Source organism: Falsiroseomonas selenitidurans (genome assembly GCF_012103215.1).
In the GTDB taxonomy this organism is placed as follows: Bacteria; Pseudomonadota; Alphaproteobacteria; order Acetobacterales; family Acetobacteraceae; genus Falsiroseomonas; species Falsiroseomonas selenitidurans.
Genome location: NZ_JAAVNE010000081.1, coordinates 1 through 13,911, shown reverse-complemented (window position 1 = coordinate 13,911; position 13,911 = coordinate 1). Strand labels below are relative to the sequence as shown.

Here is a 13,911-nt window from a genome sequence, read left to right as displayed (position 1 = left end):
GCCAGCGCCTCCGCCTCGCGCCGCCGGCGCTCGATCTCCTGCGCGGTCAGGGCACGGACCTCGGCCAGTTCCTGGGCCGTCGCGGTGCGCGCCTGGGTCTGCGCGGCGAGGTCCGCCTGGGCGGTCTCCAGCGCCGAGCGTGCCTGGGCCAGCTGCGCGGCCAGCGCCTCCGCCTCGCGCCGCCGCGCCGCCAGCTCCCGGGCCGAAAGCGCCCGCGCCTCGGCCAGCTCGGCCTGCGTCGCGCCGCGCGCCTGGCGCTCCGCGGCCAGGTCGCGCGTCAACCCCGCCACATCCTGCCGCCGCTGCCCGAGCTCCTGCGCCGCCGCATCCCGGGCCGCCCGCATCTCCTGCAAGGCGCGCTCCGTGCCGGCCAGCGTCGCCCGCTCCGCCGCCAGGGCGGTGCCGAGCCGCGCCGCCTCCGTCCGCACCTGCGCCAGGTCGCGCCGCACCGCCTCCAGCGCCGCCCGCTCCGCCGCCAGCAACCGCTGCGCATCGGTCAGCGTGCGCACCGTGCGCGCCGTATCGCCCCCCGCAGCCTCCACCCGCGCCTGCGCCTCGGCCAGCCGACCTTCAAGCTCCGCCAGTCGCGCCCCGCCATCCCGCGCCGACAACTCCAGATCCGCCAGCCGCGCCGAAAGGCGGGAGCGCTCCGCCCGCGCCGCATCACGCTCCCCAACCAGCCGGTCACGCTCCTCCCGCAGGTCGGACAGGCCCTGCAAGGCATCGTCCCGCGCTGCGATCGCCGCCCGCAGATCCGCCGTCAGCCGGCCAAGCGAAGACCGCAACTCCTCCGCCTGCCCACGCTCCAACGACAACAACTCGGACAGCTCGCTGACCTGGCGATTCAGCCGGTCCAACGCCCGGTCGCGCGACGACAACGCGACGGACAAAAACCCCTGGCCCAGCACGAACACCAGCAGGACAAAAATGATGACCATGAGCAGGGTCGACAACGCATCGACATAACCCGGCCAGGCATCCACCCCACCCCCACCCCGCCGCCTGCGCCCCCCCATCGCCATGGCGTCAGGCCCGGCGGGATGAGCGGGTGAGGGTGCGCTTGTGGCCGCAGGGGGACGGCGTCCCCCTGCACCCCCTGCCAAGGGGCGGCAGCCCTTTGGAAACCCGTTCAGGGGCAGGATGGAGGAGGGGCATGGCGTGCCCGCCGGTCACGCGCGCCCGTCGTGCCCCTCCTCCATCCTGCCCCTCAATCGCTGGGTCCCAAGGGCCCGCTGGCCCTTGGCGGCTGGGGTACGGGGAGGGCAGCGCCCTCCCCGGGTCACCCGCGCAACCACCACCCCTCATCGCGAGGGATCTTCCGCCAGGGCGGCGATGGTGCGGGCGAGGATCTTGATTTCGTTGCGGATTTCGGTGGTGGCTTGCATGCGGCCCTGGGTGATTTCTTCCAGGATCCGGGCCAGGTAGAGTTCCTGGTTGCGGATATGGTTGCGCGAGGCGTCGTCGATCCCGCCCTGGCTGGTGGCGTCGGCCATGCGTTGCAGGGTGGGGGCGAGTTGTGCCTGGCTTTCCGCCATGCGGGTCATCAGCACCTGGGCCGCGCGCATCTGGTCCGCGAGGATGGAGAGGCGTTCGGTCAGCGTCATCAGCGCCTGGTTGGACTGGGCGCGCCCGTCCTCCCCGCGGCCGATGGCGCGCTGCAGTTCTTCCATGTTCTCGGCGGATTGTTCGAGCAGCGCCTGGACGTAGGCGGGCATCGAGCCTTCGCCTTCGTTGCCGAGCGCGCCCGAGGACAGGCGGGTGGCGCCGGCCAGCCAGTCTTCCAGTTCCGAGTAGAAGCGGTTCTGCGCTTGTCCGGCCGTGAGGTCGAGGAAGCCGAGCACCAGCGCGCCGGCCAGGCCGAGCATGGAGGAGGAGAAGGCGATCGACATGCCGCGCAGCGGCTGGGCCAGGCCCTGCTTGAGCTGGTTGAACAGCGCGTTGATGTCGCCCGAGCCCACCGACATGCCGCCGATCACGTCGGAGACCGCGGCGATGGTCATCAGCAGCCCCCAGAAGGTGCCGAGCAGCCCGAGGAAGATCAGCAGCCCGGTGGCATACCGGGACAATTCGCGGCTTTCGTCGAGGCGGGAGGAGATGCCGTCCAGCACGCTGCGCATCGCCATGGCGGAGAGCGAGAGGCGTTCGGAGCGCCGGCCGGCGAGCATGCTCGCCATCGCCGCCAGCAGGCGCGGCGGCTTGCGGGAGGGGGCGCCGGGGACCGGGTTGCGGAAGGCTTCCAGCCATTCCACTTCCGCCGTGAGCACCAGCACCTGGCGGATGTTCCAGGCGATGCCGAGCAGCAGCACCAGGGCGATGACGCCGTTGAGCATGGGGTTGGCGGCGAAGGCGGTGGCGAGTTCGCCGGAGAGCAGCCCGACCAGCACCGCGACCGCGGCGAGGAAGGCGAGCATGCGCCAGAGGAAGACGGTGGGGCTGGTCATGCTTCTACCTCGTGCGTCGCGGCACGCCGGGGGGCAGGATCTCGGCGATGTCGGCCGGGGGATCGAGCCGCCCGAGGGCGCGGATGTCGACGCGGGTGGCGTCCAGCCCGGCCGCGACCAGGGCTTCGCGCACCGCGCGGGCGCGGGCGAGGGAGAGGCGGCGGGCGGAGGACGCATCCTCCACCGGGCTGCTGACCTGGGCTTCGACGGTGATGCGACCGGCGGTCTGGGCTGCCAGCGGCGGGACGAGGCGGGCGAGGGCGGCGCGGCCCTCGGCGTCCAGCGTGGCCTCGCCGGGGGGGAAGGCGAGTTGCCAGCCGCCTTCGGCGCGCGGCGCCAGCCCCGCGGCCCGCGCGGGGGCGACGGGCAGCGTCAGCAGCAGGGCGGGCAGGGCGCGGCGCGGAATCATCGCAACGAAGGCTACCCCTTCGTGCCCGGCCGCGCCACCGACCAAACCGGCCTTTGCTGCCCGTTTCAGCCCGCGTTGGCGGCGCGGTGCGCCTGCGCGGCGGCGATGCCCTCGGCCACCACCTCGCGCAGCTTCGGGTGCAGCGCCTGGTTGCCGGCCACCACGTCGCCGGTCTCGTAGTGGGTTTCGCCGCCCGCGGGGTCGGTGATGAAGCCGCCGGCCTCCTTCAGGATGACCAGCCCGGCGGCGATGTCCCATTTCTGCAGGCCGAGTTCCCAGAAGCCGTCATAGCGCCCGGCCGCCACCCAGGCGAGGTCGAGCGCCGCGGCGCCGAAGCGGCGCACGCCGGCCACCTGCGGCATCAGCCGCGCCAGGGTGGCGCTGAATTCCGCCTTGCGCTGCACCTTGGCGAAGGGGATGCCGGTGGCGAACAGGGCGGAGCCCATGTCGCGCCGGGCGGAGACGCGCAGGCGCTTGTCGTTGAGATAGGCGCCCATGCCCTTCTCGGCCCAGAACATCTCGTTGCCCGCCGGGTTGTAGATGCAGCCGGCCATGAGTTCCGAGGTGGTCTCCCCGGTACGCTTTTCCACGCCGACGGAGATCGCCCAGTGCGGGATGCCGTGCAGGAAGTTGGTGGTGCCGTCCAGCGGATCGACCACCCAGCGCCATTCCCAGTCATCGGCGCCGGAGGCACCCGATTCCTCCATCAGGAAGCCCCAACCCGGTCGGGCGCGGGACAATTCCTCGCGCAGCGTCTGTTCGGCGCGGAAATCCGCCTGGCTGACGAAGTCGCCGGCGCCCTTGGTGGTGACCTGCAGGGATTCGACATCGGCGAAATCCCGCAGCAGGCGGCGGGACGCCTTCTGGATGGCGGCCTGCAGGACCGTCATGGCGGGGGACAGGCGGGGCGAGACGGCCATGGGCGGGATTCCAGGATGAAAGAGCGGCGGCGAGGGAGTGGCAGCCGGCGCTCTCACGCCGGCCGCCGCCGCTGATGCGTTACGCCGAAGCCGTGCCTCGCGGCACGACGAAACAGGGCCCGCCGTGCGGCGCGGTTGAACAGGCGCGCCTTTCGGCGGGACAGAACAGGCGCGCCTTGCGGCGGGACAGAACAGGCGCGCCTTGCGGCGCGACGCCCGGGGGCACGCAACAACCAGAACCTGACGCGAAGCGTCAGCTCTTCGCGCGCTCGTAGTAGGAGCCGTCCTCGGTCTTCACCACGATCTTCTCGCCCACCGTGATGAAGGGCGGCACCATGGTCTTCACGCCGTTGGACAGCACGGCGGGCTTGTAGCTGCTGGTGGCGGTCTGGCCCTTCACCACCGGGTCGGCCTCCACCACTTCCAGCGTCACCTGCTCCGGCAGTGTCATGGCCACCGGCTCGCCCTCGATCAGGCGGACGCCGACGGTCATGTTCTCGACCAGGAAGGGCAGGCGCTCGCCCAGGATATCCTTCGGCACCTGGGTCTGCTCGAAGGTCTCGGGGTCCATCAGGACGATCATGTCGCCCTCGGCATAGGAGAAGGTGAACTCCTTGTCCTCGGTCTGCAGCCGCTCGACCGTATCCGCCGTGCGCCAGCGCTGGTCCTTCTTGGCGCCGGTCTTGATGTTCCGCATGTCCACCTGGATGATCGCGTTGCCCTTGCCCGGGATCATGATGTTCTGGCGGATGATGGTGTAGCGCTGGCCTTCGAACTCGATGACCATGCCGGCACGCATCTGGTTGGCCTGCATCTTCGCCATGGTGGAGTAGTCCTGAATGAGCGGTGAGGAATGTGGGGGCGCGGATACAACGGCGGGGCGCCAGGGGCAACCTTGAGGGGCGTCAGCAGGCGATCGTGGCCAGGTGCCCCGCCGCGCCATAGGCCAGGATCAGCGCATCCCGCGTGAGACGAAGATGCCGGCGCCGCCACCGGCCTGCCGGATGGCGGACAGGGCCGGGGCTGCCAGCGGTGCATCGGCGGCCAGCCCGATCACCGCGCAGGGGTCGAGCAGCACGCCGGCTCGGCGGTGAAGGGCTCCTCGTCGCCGGGTGCGGTCAGGTCGAGGTCGGGCGGGATCAGGAAGCCGTGCAGCCCGGCGAGCACGGCCTCGCCCGGGGTGGGCGGGACCAGCACGGCGACGACGCGGCCCCGCTTGGTGACCTGCACCCGGTCCAGCTCGCCGGTGGCGACGCGGTCGAGGCTATCGAGGCAGGTCGCCTTGAACTCGGTGGCGCTGATCACCTTGGGCAGGGGTGGCTCCATCTGGTCATCTGAGATGACCTGACGGGAGGGATCAGCCGGTTGCGAGGGTTTCCGCCGCCACATCGCCCCACACCGGCCCCACCACCGCCTTGCCCCCACCATTGGGGCGTTCCTGCACATAGGTCGGCCAGGCCAGCCCGGTCACCTTGAAGCGCAAGGCGGACAGGATGGCGCGGCCTTCCGCCGGCGGCACATGAAAGCGCGCGGTCCCCGGGGCGGGGTCCAGCTGGTGCAGGTAATAGGGCTTCACCCGGTGCCGCAGCATGGTTCGGAACAGATCTTCAAGGGCTTGTGGGTCGTCGTTCACGCCGCGCAGCAGCACGCTCTGCCCCAGCAGCACCACGCCCGCTGCCGTCAGCCGGCGCAGCGCCACCGCGGCCTCGGCGGTGAATTCGCGGGCATGGTTTGCGTGAAGGCAGAGGTAAAGCGGCTTGTCGATTGTTATCGCAGCAGAAAGGGCCGCATTCACCCGGCCGGGGTCGGCCACCGGCACGCGCGTGTGAATCCGCAGGATCTCCAGGTGCGGAATCTCGCCAAGGCGTTCCAGCAGCCAGGCCAGGCGGCGCGGGCTCAGCATCAGCGGGTCGCCGCCGGTCAGGATCGCCTCCCGCACCTGCGGGGTGCGGGCGAACCAGGCGATGGCCGCTTCCAGCTGTTCGGTCGTCAGCAGCCCGCCATCCGGCCCCACCACCTCCCGCCGGAAGCAGAAGCGGCAATAGACCGGGCAGGCCAGCAGCGGCTTCAGCAGGGCGCGGTCCGGGTAGCGATGCACCACGCCGGGCACCGGGGTGAAGGGCGCATCCGCCGTCGGGTCCGCCACCTCATGCGGCGCGGTCGCCAGCTCCGCCGCATCGGGGAGGTATTGGGCGGCGACCGGGTCGCGCGGGTCCGCCGGGTCGATCAGCGCCGCCATGGCGGGCGTGACCGCGATGGCGTAGCGCGCGGCCACCGCCGACAGCGCCGCCAGATCCGCCCCCGGCGGCAGCAGGCCCGCGGCCGCGAGCGAAGCCGCATCACGCAGCGTGCGGGCGGGCGCAAAACCTTTTCGGGCGGGGGCGGGATCGGGCATGGTGCGCGCGGTAAACCGCAACCAGGGGGACGCGTCCATGCCCGAGGCTCCGATCCCGGCCGATCCACGCCGCCAACGCCAACCCTGGACCCGGGAAAGGCTGGCCGCGCGGCTGCCCTTCCTCAGGCGCCGCGCGGCGCTGACCCAGGCGGTGCGCGGCTTCCTCCATGGCCGCGGCTATACCGAGATCGAGAGCCCCTGCCTGGTGCCCGCCCCGGGGATGGAGGTGCATCTGCGCGGCTTCGCCACGGATTACCGCCCGCATCTGGGCGTCGGCACGCCGGCCCGGCTGTGGCTGCGCACCTCGCCGGAATTGGCCATCAAGCGGCTGCTGGCCGGCGGCGTCGGCCCGGTGTTCGAACTGGCGCGCGTCTGGCGGAACGGGGAGGCAAGCCCGCATCACGCCCCCGAATTCACCATGCTGGAATGGTATGCGCCGGGGCTTTCCATGGCCGGGCTGATGGCGGAGACGGAACTGCTGCTGCGCTCCGTCTGCCCCGGCCTGGTGGGGCAGGGGGAGGTGACGGCCGATTTCGACCTGCCCTTCGAGCGCCTGACCATGGCCGAGGCCTTCAGCCGCCATTGCCGCGGCATGGACATCCTCGGCACCATCGACGCCGCGACCGGGGAGGGCGATGCCGAAAGGCTGCGCGCCAATGCCGCCCGCGTCGGGCTGCATGTGCCGGAGAGCGATGGGTGGGAGGATGGCTTCTTCCGCCTGCTGATGCGCCATGTGGAGCCGAATCTGGGCCGCGGCCGCGCCACCTTCCTGACCCATTGGCCGACGCCCCAGGCGGCGCTCGCCCGGCGCGACCCGCAGGATAGCCGCGTCGCGCTGCGGTTCGAGCTGTATGCCGCCGGGCTGGAACTGGCCAATGCCTTCGAGGAGCTGACCGACCCGGTGGAACAGCGCGCCCGCTTCGAGCGCGACGTGGCGCTGCGTCGCGCCGAGAGCGGGGAGGAAGGCTGGCCGGTGGACGAGGATTTCCTGGCCGCGCTGGATTCCGGCATGCCCGCCTGTTCCGGCATCGCGCTGGGCTTCGACCGGCTGGCCATGCTGGCCAGCGGGGCGGCGGACATCGAGGATGTGCTGTGGCTGCCGGCGCTGCCGCGCGCCCCGCAGCAGGCCCTGGCCGCGCCGCCGCGCCTGCTCAGCGCGCCGGAGGCGTAGCGCATCGTCACCTCGGGCGGTCATCGCCTCGCGGCCCGGACGCCGCGTCGCGGATCATGCTCCAGCGGCGCGCAGCTGTGCCTGGATGGCCAGGGATCGTTCGGCCGGCCAGGCGAAGAAGGTGAAGACATAGGGGTCGGAGGCCGCGAAGACCGAAGGATCGGGCGAGGCCACCTGCATGGTGGCGGCGTCGAAACCGGCATGGGGGTGCCAGGCACCGCCCAGCGTGAACCAGGTCTCGTAGCCCCAGCCGGCCAGCAGCGCCGGCACGTCCCGCGTGGCGCCGGGGCGGTGGCGTTCCTCGACCTCCAGGCTCAGCACCGGGCGGCAGCGGGCGAGGGTGGCGGCGGCGCCCTCCAGCACCTCCTGCTCGAAGCCCTCGGCGTCCAGCTTCACGTGTTCCAGGTCATCGAGGCCCAGCGCATCGATGGTGGTCACCGCCACCTCATGCCGCAGCACGGTGACGGCGCCGAAGCCGTCATAGGTCTTGGCGGTGGACGCCCATTGCTCCTGCGCCACCCCGTCCAGCACCGGCACGGAAAGGGTCAGGCGGCCGGCCTCCGCGCCGAGCGCCACCGGGTGCAGGTCGAGATGCGGCGGGATGGCGCCGTACGCGGCGCGGATGGCGGATTCCAGCCGGGCGAAGGCGCTCGGCAACGGCTCGAAGGCCAGCACGCGGGTCCCAGGCAGGCGGGACAGCGGCAGGGTCAGCAGCCCGTCATGCGCGCCCACATCCAGGATGCTGCCGGGGCGATGCAGCCGGGTGTGGAAGGTCAGTTCGTCCATGGGCGCCGGGCCTCCGCGGTAGGGCGCCCAGGCATGTGGGGTGGAATCTGGCGAAGTCAGACCGAAATGCGTCAGGCAGGCGGGGCGGGTGGCTCGGGCAGGCGGCGCCATGCCCAGAGAAGGCCACGAAAGGCCAGGAAGAACAGCAGCGCCGACACAGCGCCCGCCAAGGCCCAGACGGGAAGTTCCTCCCAGAAGGAGAAGGGCAGGCGCCAGCGGACCCGCGACCCCGGGAGATACTGGCTGTGGGTGCCCAGCCAGTCATGCAGCAGCAGTAAGCCGGATGCGCCGGCAGCCGCCAGCAAACCCCAGGGCAAGGGGCTCAGGGGCCCCGTGATGCTCAGGAGAGCGCAGATGAGGCTCAGAAACAGCACTGGCGGGAAGATCATCACCGACAGCACCTGCCACAGGAACGCGGTCATGCCGGCACTCGGGGCGGCGTGATCGCGGGCATGTGGAAGGCAGCCACGCGGCTTCGCCACCGGTCAACACGGCGACCGGCGCCACGATCCGGGCTGGACTGTCTCAGGCCCATGGCCGCAAGCCTGCACCGGACCACGACCCGGCGAACCGGGACCGCGCGGTGTCTCTCCCCCTTGGCCCCCTTCCCGGCATGAGACGCCTCGGCGCCCTTTGGCGGGGGGATCTGCCGCTTGAGGTCGCCTTCTGGCGGTGGGCGGTGGTCGGCGGCCTGGTGGTGAACCTCTCAACCAGCGTGCTGTTCCTCGTCCTGATCATGCAGGGTCAGCCGCTTGCGGCGCTGGTCGTCGGCTACGCCCTCTCGGTGCCCTACAACATCCTTGCGACAGTTGGCGTCTGGCGTTCTGCCGGTCGGTTCTCCGGCCCGCGTCACTGGGCCGATGTCGCCCGCCTTGTGACGACCATCGGCATGGTGATCCTCAGCGCCACCTGATGCCGGGGTGCCGCGCTCTCGCGCCACCCCCGGGCCGCGGTTGATGCCGATCAGGATCAGTTCGGCGGCACTTCCGAAATCCGCAGCTGCGCCGGGACGCGGGAGCCGCGGTCGTAATGGCCGATCCAGATGTCGTACTGGCCGGATTGCGGGCGGCGGAAGACGAGGCCGGGATTGGTCCCCTGGAAGTCGTCGTTGCAGGCCCAGCGGCCGTCCGGCAGGTTCACCACCAGCGTGACATCGGCGTTCGACGCGGCGGAGAGATACAGCGGCAGGCCCTGGCCGGCGCGGTAGTTCAGCCGCACATCGGGTGCATTGGCGATGGAGCCCAGGCATTCCGACCCGCCCAGGCGTTCCGCCGCCAGCGTGCCGCCGGCCGTCACGTTCACGCGCACCGGGTCCGGCTCGAAATTTGCACGCAGGTTCACCGTGCCGAAGGAGGGGTTGCGGTTGAAGTCCTGTGCCAGCGCCAGGGCGGGCACGACGGACAGCGCCAGGATCGCGGCGACATGTCGGGGCAGCATGGGGCGTCTCCGGGGTGGGCGCGCAGGATGCGGCGGCGCGCGTTGATCATTCCTCAACGGATTGGGGCGTCTCTGCATCCGGCGCCCGCCGACGACCGTAACGCCTTCGTGCAGCTTGCCAAGGGCGCGAGCGGCGATCGGTGAACTTCAACCAGGACGGCAGGCGGCCAGCACGCCTTGCCCGCCCGCGGCGGAGGAGCAGGAGACGCATGCAGGCAACCCGACCCACCACCCCCGGGCCCGCGAAGGGGGGGTTCAGATGAACAGGCGCCCCGCGCTGACCGGCACCACGCTGCCGCCGACGCTGACCCGGATGCCCCGATTCGGGGTGGTGTGGGCGGCCAGCCGCAGAAGGCTCGGCCGGCCCATCTCGATGCCCTGCTCCACCTCCAGCGCCAGCGCCTCGCCGCCCGACCGTTGCAGCAGCAGCCCGGCCAGCGCCACATTCGCGCTGCCGGTGGCCGGGTCCTCCGCCACGCCGGACAGCGGCGCGAACATGCGCGCCCGCAGGCGGTTCGGCCCCAGCCGGGTGTAGAGCAGCAGCCCCACCGCGCGGTCCGCCGGCAGATGCGCGCGGAAGGCGGCGGCATCGGGCGCCGCCTCCGCCAGGCGCGCCGCATCCGCCACTTCGGCCAGGGCGAAGGGCGTGCCGCAGGAGGCCATCACCGGCTCGCCCACCAGCGCCTCCAGCCCGGCACAGGCGGCCAGGCCGGCCGCGTCCAGCGTCGCGCCCAGTTCGAAGGCGCGCGGCGCGGTGATGGTGGCGGCCGTCACCTCGCCCGCCGCGTCGCGGCCGAGGCGGGCCTCGACGATCCCGGCCGGCTGCTCGATCAGCAGCCTGTCGCCCGGCAGGCCCAGCCGGCGGGCCATCAGCACCGCGGCGCCGACATTGGGGTGGCCGGCGAAGGGCAGTTCGCGCGCCGTGGTGAAGATGCGGATGCGGGCGCGGGCGGCGGCGGCCTCCGCCTCCAGCACGAAGACCGTCTCGCTCAGGTTGAATTCCCGCGCGATCGCCTGCATCGCCGCCGTCTCCAGCCCGGCGGCGCCATGCACCACGGCCAGCGGGTTGCCGCCATGGCGGGTGGTGGTGAAGACGTCGCAGGTTTCGAACTGCATCGGGCGGGTTGCCTCAGGCCGCGGCGATGGCGGCGTTCATCGCCCGCACCCCGGCGGCGGGCCCTTCCGGATGCGACCACACGGCGCCGACCACGGCCAGGAAATCCGCGCCGGCGCGGACCAGCGGCGCGCAATTCGCGGCGGTGATGCCGCCAATGGCGACGCAGGGCAGCTCGAACATCTCCGCCCACCATTCCAGGATCTCGGGTTCGGCCTGGTGCTGTACCTGCTTGGTGCCGGTGGGGAAGAAGGCGCCGAAGGCCACGTAGTCCGCGCCGGCCTCGCCCGCTTCCATCGCCAGGTGGCGGGAGGCATGGCAGGTGACACCGATCGTGGCCTCCGCCCCCAGCAGCTTGCGGGCGGCCACCGGGTCGCCGTCGCCCTGGCCGAGATGCACGCCGTCGCAGCCGGCCTGCTTCGCCAGGTCCATGCGGTCGTTCATCAGCAGGGCGACGTCGCGCGCCTGGGCGATGGGCCGCAGCGCCGCCGCCGCGCGCAGGACCGCGTCATCCGGCTGGTCCTTCAGGCGCAGCTGCAGCGCGGCGACATCGCCGGCATCCAGCGCGCGGGCGAGGCTGTCCGCGAAGCCCGTCAGGTCGGGCAGGGCAGGGGGCGTGATGAGGTAGAGGCGGCATTCGGGCATTCCCCTGCTGTCGCGCGAAGCGGGCCGCTTGGGAAGGGGGTCAGGCCAGGCCACGCCAGGCCAGATGCACGCCGAGCGCGACCAGGCTGCCGAAGAACAGCCGCCGGAACAGCGCCGGCGGGATGCGCCCGCGCAACCGCCCGCCCAGCCACAGCCCGGCCAGCGCCGGCGGCAGCGCCAGCAGCGACCCCGCCGCGGCGCCCGGGGTGAAGCGGCCGTGCCAGGCCAGCGCCAGGGCCAGCGCCACCGTCGCCGCCAGGAAGGCCAGCCCCAGCGCCTGCACCAGCGCATCCCGCGCCAGGCCGAGCGCGCCCAGCCAGGGCACCACCGGCATGACGAAGACGCCGGTCGCCCCGGTCACCAGCCCGCCCGCCAAGCCGCAGGGCAGCGCCCAGCGGCGCTCCGCCCGGGGCGAGAGCCGGAAGGGCGGCGCCAGCAACCCCCAGCCGCCATAGGCGGCCAGCGCCACCCCCAGCAGCCCGAGCGGCGCCGCGCCGCCGCCGGCCAGCAACCCGCTGCCCAGCAGCGTGCCCGGCAGCAGCATCAGCAGCAGCGGCCAAAGCCGCCGCAGCAGCGGCCACAGCGCCGGCCCCATGGCCTGCAGGGTGTTGGTGAGCAGCGAGGGCAGCACCAGCAGCGCGGCGGCTTCCGCCGGCGGCATGGCCAGTGCCAGCAGCCCGATGGCGATGGTGGGCAGGCCGAGGCCGATCAGCCCCTTCACCGTGCCGGCGAGCAGGAAGACCAGGCCGATGAGGGCGATCTGCGGAATCTGTTCCATGCCCGCATTCTGCCCCGCCCCGCGGCGCCTGGCTTCGGTCGTGGCCGAAGCATCGGCCGGTGCCCGCGGCGCGCCGGGACATGACCCAGATCAGTGCGGGCCAGCCGCTGCCGGCCCAGCCTGCCGGGGCGGCGGCGTGTGGGTGGCGCCCCTGGCAGGAAGGACACGGCACATGGCCCGGTTGAGCCAATTCGATCTCCAGACCAGGCTGCTCGGCCTGGTCGCGGCGCTGCTGCTCGGCGGCCTGGCCGTCCTCATCCTGGTGACCAATCCCTTCGGTCCGGATGTGGCCGCGCGCGGCCGCTGGACGGCGGAGGCCCGCTGCGGCGGCTGCCACGATGTCGCCGCCACCGCGCAGGCGGATCGGCGCAGCGGCGTGCCCAGCTTCGCAGCCCTCGCCGCCCGCTTCCCCGATGCCGCCGCCGCCGAGGCCTTCCTGCGCCGCCCGCATGCCGCCATGCCGCCGCAGACCATCCCGGCGGAGGAGGTGGCGCAGCTTTCCGCCTATCTGGCGTCCCTGCGCCGGCCATGAAAAAGGGGCCGCCCCGGCAGGACGACCCCTTGCAGCGATCCGGGGCCGAAGCCCCGGCGCCCCCCGCCCTGTCTCAGTGCTTGTAGACGTTGATGATGGCAGCCAGCAGCGCCAGCGCATCGGCCTTGGACCGCTGGAAGGCGTTGCGGCCCATGATGGAGCCGTTGCCGCCGGCGGCATGGATGGCGCGGACCTCGTCCAGGATCGCCTCCGTGCCCTTGGCCTCACCGCCCGAGAACACCACCAGGCGGCGGCCACCGAAGCAGGCCTGCACGATGTGCTGGAAGCGCGCCGTGGCGTCGTCCGCCACCGGGCTGGCCTGGTAGGTCTTCTTCGCGGCGTCCAGGCTGATGGCCGCCGTCGGCGGCTTCACCTTGATGATGTGGGCGCCGACCAGCGCCGCCATGTGCGCGGCATAGGCGCAGATATCCAGCGCGGTCTCGCCCACCTTGTCCAGCATCGGGCCGCGCGGGTAGCTCCACACCACCACGGCCAGGCCGACGGACTTGGCCTCCTCGGCCAGCTCGCGCAGCTCCTCGATCATCTCGAACTGGTATTCGGAGCCGGGGTAGATGGTGAAGCCGATGGCCGAGCAGCCCAGCCGCAGCGCATCGCCGACGCTGGCCGTCACACCCTGGTCCTTGGTGGTGGACAGGCTGTTGCTGCTGTTCATCTTCAGGATGGTCGGGATGGAGCCGGCATAATGCGCGGCGCCGGCCTCGATCATGCCGAGCGGCGCGGCATAGGCGTTCAGCCCGGCCTCCAGCGCCAGCTCGAACAGGTAGCGCGGGTCATAGGCGGCGGGGTTCGGCGCGAAGGACCGGGCCGGGCCATGCTCGAAGCCCTGGTCCACCGGCAGGATCACCATGCGGCCCGTGCCGCCCAGCTTGCCGGCCATCAGGATGCGGGCGAGGTTGGTCTTCGTCCCGGGGTTGTCGCTCTCATACCAGGACAGGATTTCCTGGACCTTGGGCGTCAGGCGCATTGTTGGATCCTCGTGGCTGCCGGGAATGAACGGCCGTTTACCCCAGCGGCGGCGCGGTGTCATGCCGTGGCGTGAGCCATTCTGCCAGCTTCGCACGCGCCTGTGCGCGGCCCAGCTGGAGGCCGGCGAGGTCGAGCGCCGGCGGGCGGGCGGGCAGCAGCAGGGCGCCGGACGCGGCCGCGGCGCCCTGGACGGCGGCAAAGCCGGGGCAGGCGGCGTCCAGCACCAGGATGCGGCAGCCGGCCCGCAGCGCCGCCAGCGCATCGCCGGCCGCGCCGGCGCAGCACAGCGCATCCGG

17 protein-coding genes and 2 pseudogenes are annotated in these 13,911 nt (G+C 72.4%); 3 read left to right on the top strand and 16 right to left on the bottom strand.

Features of this window, described 5'->3' with window-relative positions:
- The 8 genes and pseudogenes from HEQ75_RS26300 to HEQ75_RS26270 form a co-directional block, all read right to left on the bottom strand.
- A pseudogene (locus HEQ75_RS26300) lies at positions 1 to 953 on the bottom strand (peptidoglycan -binding protein); the annotation flags it as partial.
- A 348-nt stretch (positions 954 to 1,301) separates the two neighbouring features.
- Entirely contained in the window at positions 1,302 to 2,441 is a 1,140-nt protein-coding gene (locus HEQ75_RS26295) for a flagellar motor protein MotA (RefSeq protein ID WP_168035097.1), read from the bottom strand.
- A 4-nt stretch (positions 2,442 to 2,445) separates the two neighbouring features.
- A complete protein-coding gene (locus HEQ75_RS26290) occupies positions 2,446 to 2,850 on the bottom strand; it encodes an OmpA family protein (protein ID WP_168035096.1) in 405 nt (134 codons plus the stop codon).
- A 65-nt stretch (positions 2,851 to 2,915) separates the two neighbouring features.
- Positions 2,916 to 3,770: an inositol monophosphatase family protein gene (locus tag HEQ75_RS26285; RefSeq protein ID WP_168035095.1), complete on the bottom strand. Its 855-nt coding sequence runs from the start codon at positions 3,768 to 3,770 to the stop codon at positions 2,916 to 2,918.
- Positions 3,771 to 4,023: 253 nt separating this feature from the next.
- Positions 4,024 to 4,593, bottom strand: a complete 570-nt coding sequence (gene efp, locus HEQ75_RS26280) for an elongation factor P (protein ID WP_168035094.1) — start codon at positions 4,591 to 4,593, stop codon at positions 4,024 to 4,026.
- A gap of 129 nt (positions 4,594 to 4,722) precedes the next feature.
- Positions 4,723 to 4,848: a hypothetical protein gene (locus tag HEQ75_RS28950; RefSeq protein ID WP_268887819.1), complete on the bottom strand. Its 126-nt coding sequence runs from the start codon at positions 4,846 to 4,848 to the stop codon at positions 4,723 to 4,725.
- Complete coding sequence (locus HEQ75_RS26275) at positions 4,824 to 5,096, bottom strand: type II toxin-antitoxin system Phd/YefM family antitoxin (protein WP_168035093.1); 273 nt, start codon at positions 5,094 to 5,096, stop codon at positions 4,824 to 4,826. Before HEQ75_RS26275 ends, HEQ75_RS28950 begins: the two co-directional genes overlap by 25 nt.
- 31 nt (positions 5,097 to 5,127) lie before the next feature.
- Complete coding sequence (locus HEQ75_RS26270) at positions 5,128 to 6,165, bottom strand: lysine-2,3-aminomutase-like protein (RefSeq protein WP_168035092.1); 1,038 nt, start codon at positions 6,163 to 6,165, stop codon at positions 5,128 to 5,130.
- A gap of 37 nt (positions 6,166 to 6,202) precedes the next feature.
- On the opposite strand from HEQ75_RS26270, the gene epmA reads away from it, so the two are divergent.
- Positions 6,203 to 7,336 (top strand): EF-P lysine aminoacylase EpmA, encoded by a 1,134-nt coding sequence (gene epmA / locus HEQ75_RS26265; RefSeq protein ID WP_168035091.1) that lies wholly within the window; start codon positions 6,203 to 6,205, stop codon positions 7,334 to 7,336.
- A 54-nt stretch (positions 7,337 to 7,390) separates the two neighbouring features.
- On the opposite strand, the gene HEQ75_RS26260 is transcribed toward epmA, so the two are convergent.
- Both HEQ75_RS26260 and HEQ75_RS26255 read right to left on the bottom strand, forming a co-directional pair.
- A complete protein-coding gene (locus HEQ75_RS26260; RefSeq protein ID WP_168035090.1) occupies positions 7,391 to 8,122 on the bottom strand; it encodes an FkbM family methyltransferase in 732 nt (243 codons plus the stop codon).
- Between the two features lie 71 nt (positions 8,123 to 8,193).
- Positions 8,194 to 8,544: a hypothetical protein gene (locus HEQ75_RS26255; protein ID WP_168035089.1), complete on the bottom strand. Its 351-nt coding sequence runs from the start codon at positions 8,542 to 8,544 to the stop codon at positions 8,194 to 8,196.
- Between the two features lie 191 nt (positions 8,545 to 8,735).
- On the opposite strand from HEQ75_RS26255, the gene HEQ75_RS26250 reads away from it, so the two are divergent.
- Positions 8,736 to 9,035 (top strand): hypothetical protein, encoded by a 300-nt coding sequence (locus HEQ75_RS26250; protein ID WP_168035088.1) that lies wholly within the window; start codon positions 8,736 to 8,738, stop codon positions 9,033 to 9,035.
- Positions 9,036 to 9,091: 56 nt separating this feature from the next.
- On the opposite strand, the gene HEQ75_RS26245 is transcribed toward HEQ75_RS26250, so the two are convergent.
- The 4 genes from HEQ75_RS26245 to HEQ75_RS26230 form a co-directional block, all read right to left on the bottom strand.
- The gene (locus HEQ75_RS26245) at positions 9,092 to 9,559 is read right to left on the bottom strand and encodes a peptidase S1 (RefSeq protein WP_168035087.1); all 468 of its coding nucleotides are present in this window, start codon (positions 9,557 to 9,559) and stop codon (positions 9,092 to 9,094) included.
- Between the two features lie 255 nt (positions 9,560 to 9,814).
- On the bottom strand, positions 9,815 to 10,675 hold the full coding sequence (locus tag HEQ75_RS26240; protein ID WP_168035086.1) for a PhzF family phenazine biosynthesis protein: 861 nt from the start codon (positions 10,673 to 10,675) through the stop codon (positions 9,815 to 9,817).
- Between the two features lie 13 nt (positions 10,676 to 10,688).
- A complete protein-coding gene (gene thiE / locus HEQ75_RS26235; RefSeq protein WP_168035085.1) occupies positions 10,689 to 11,318 on the bottom strand; it encodes a thiamine phosphate synthase in 630 nt (209 codons plus the stop codon).
- 40 nt (positions 11,319 to 11,358) lie between these two features.
- Entirely contained in the window at positions 11,359 to 12,096 is a 738-nt protein-coding gene (locus HEQ75_RS26230) for a sulfite exporter TauE/SafE family protein (RefSeq protein ID WP_168035084.1), read from the bottom strand.
- 172 nt (positions 12,097 to 12,268) lie between these two features.
- On the opposite strand from HEQ75_RS26230, the gene HEQ75_RS26225 reads away from it, so the two are divergent.
- The gene (locus tag HEQ75_RS26225) at positions 12,269 to 12,628 is read left to right on the top strand and encodes a c-type cytochrome (RefSeq protein WP_168035083.1); all 360 of its coding nucleotides are present in this window, start codon (positions 12,269 to 12,271) and stop codon (positions 12,626 to 12,628) included.
- Positions 12,629 to 12,701: 73 nt separating this feature from the next.
- Here the strand turns inward: HEQ75_RS26225 and HEQ75_RS26220 are convergent, their stop codons facing one another.
- Both HEQ75_RS26220 and HEQ75_RS26215 read right to left on the bottom strand, forming a co-directional pair.
- Positions 12,702 to 13,613: a class I fructose-bisphosphate aldolase gene (locus tag HEQ75_RS26220; protein WP_168035082.1), complete on the bottom strand. Its 912-nt coding sequence runs from the start codon at positions 13,611 to 13,613 to the stop codon at positions 12,702 to 12,704.
- Between the two features lie 37 nt (positions 13,614 to 13,650).
- Positions 13,651 to 13,911: pseudogene (locus HEQ75_RS26215) on the bottom strand (hypothetical protein); the annotation flags it as partial.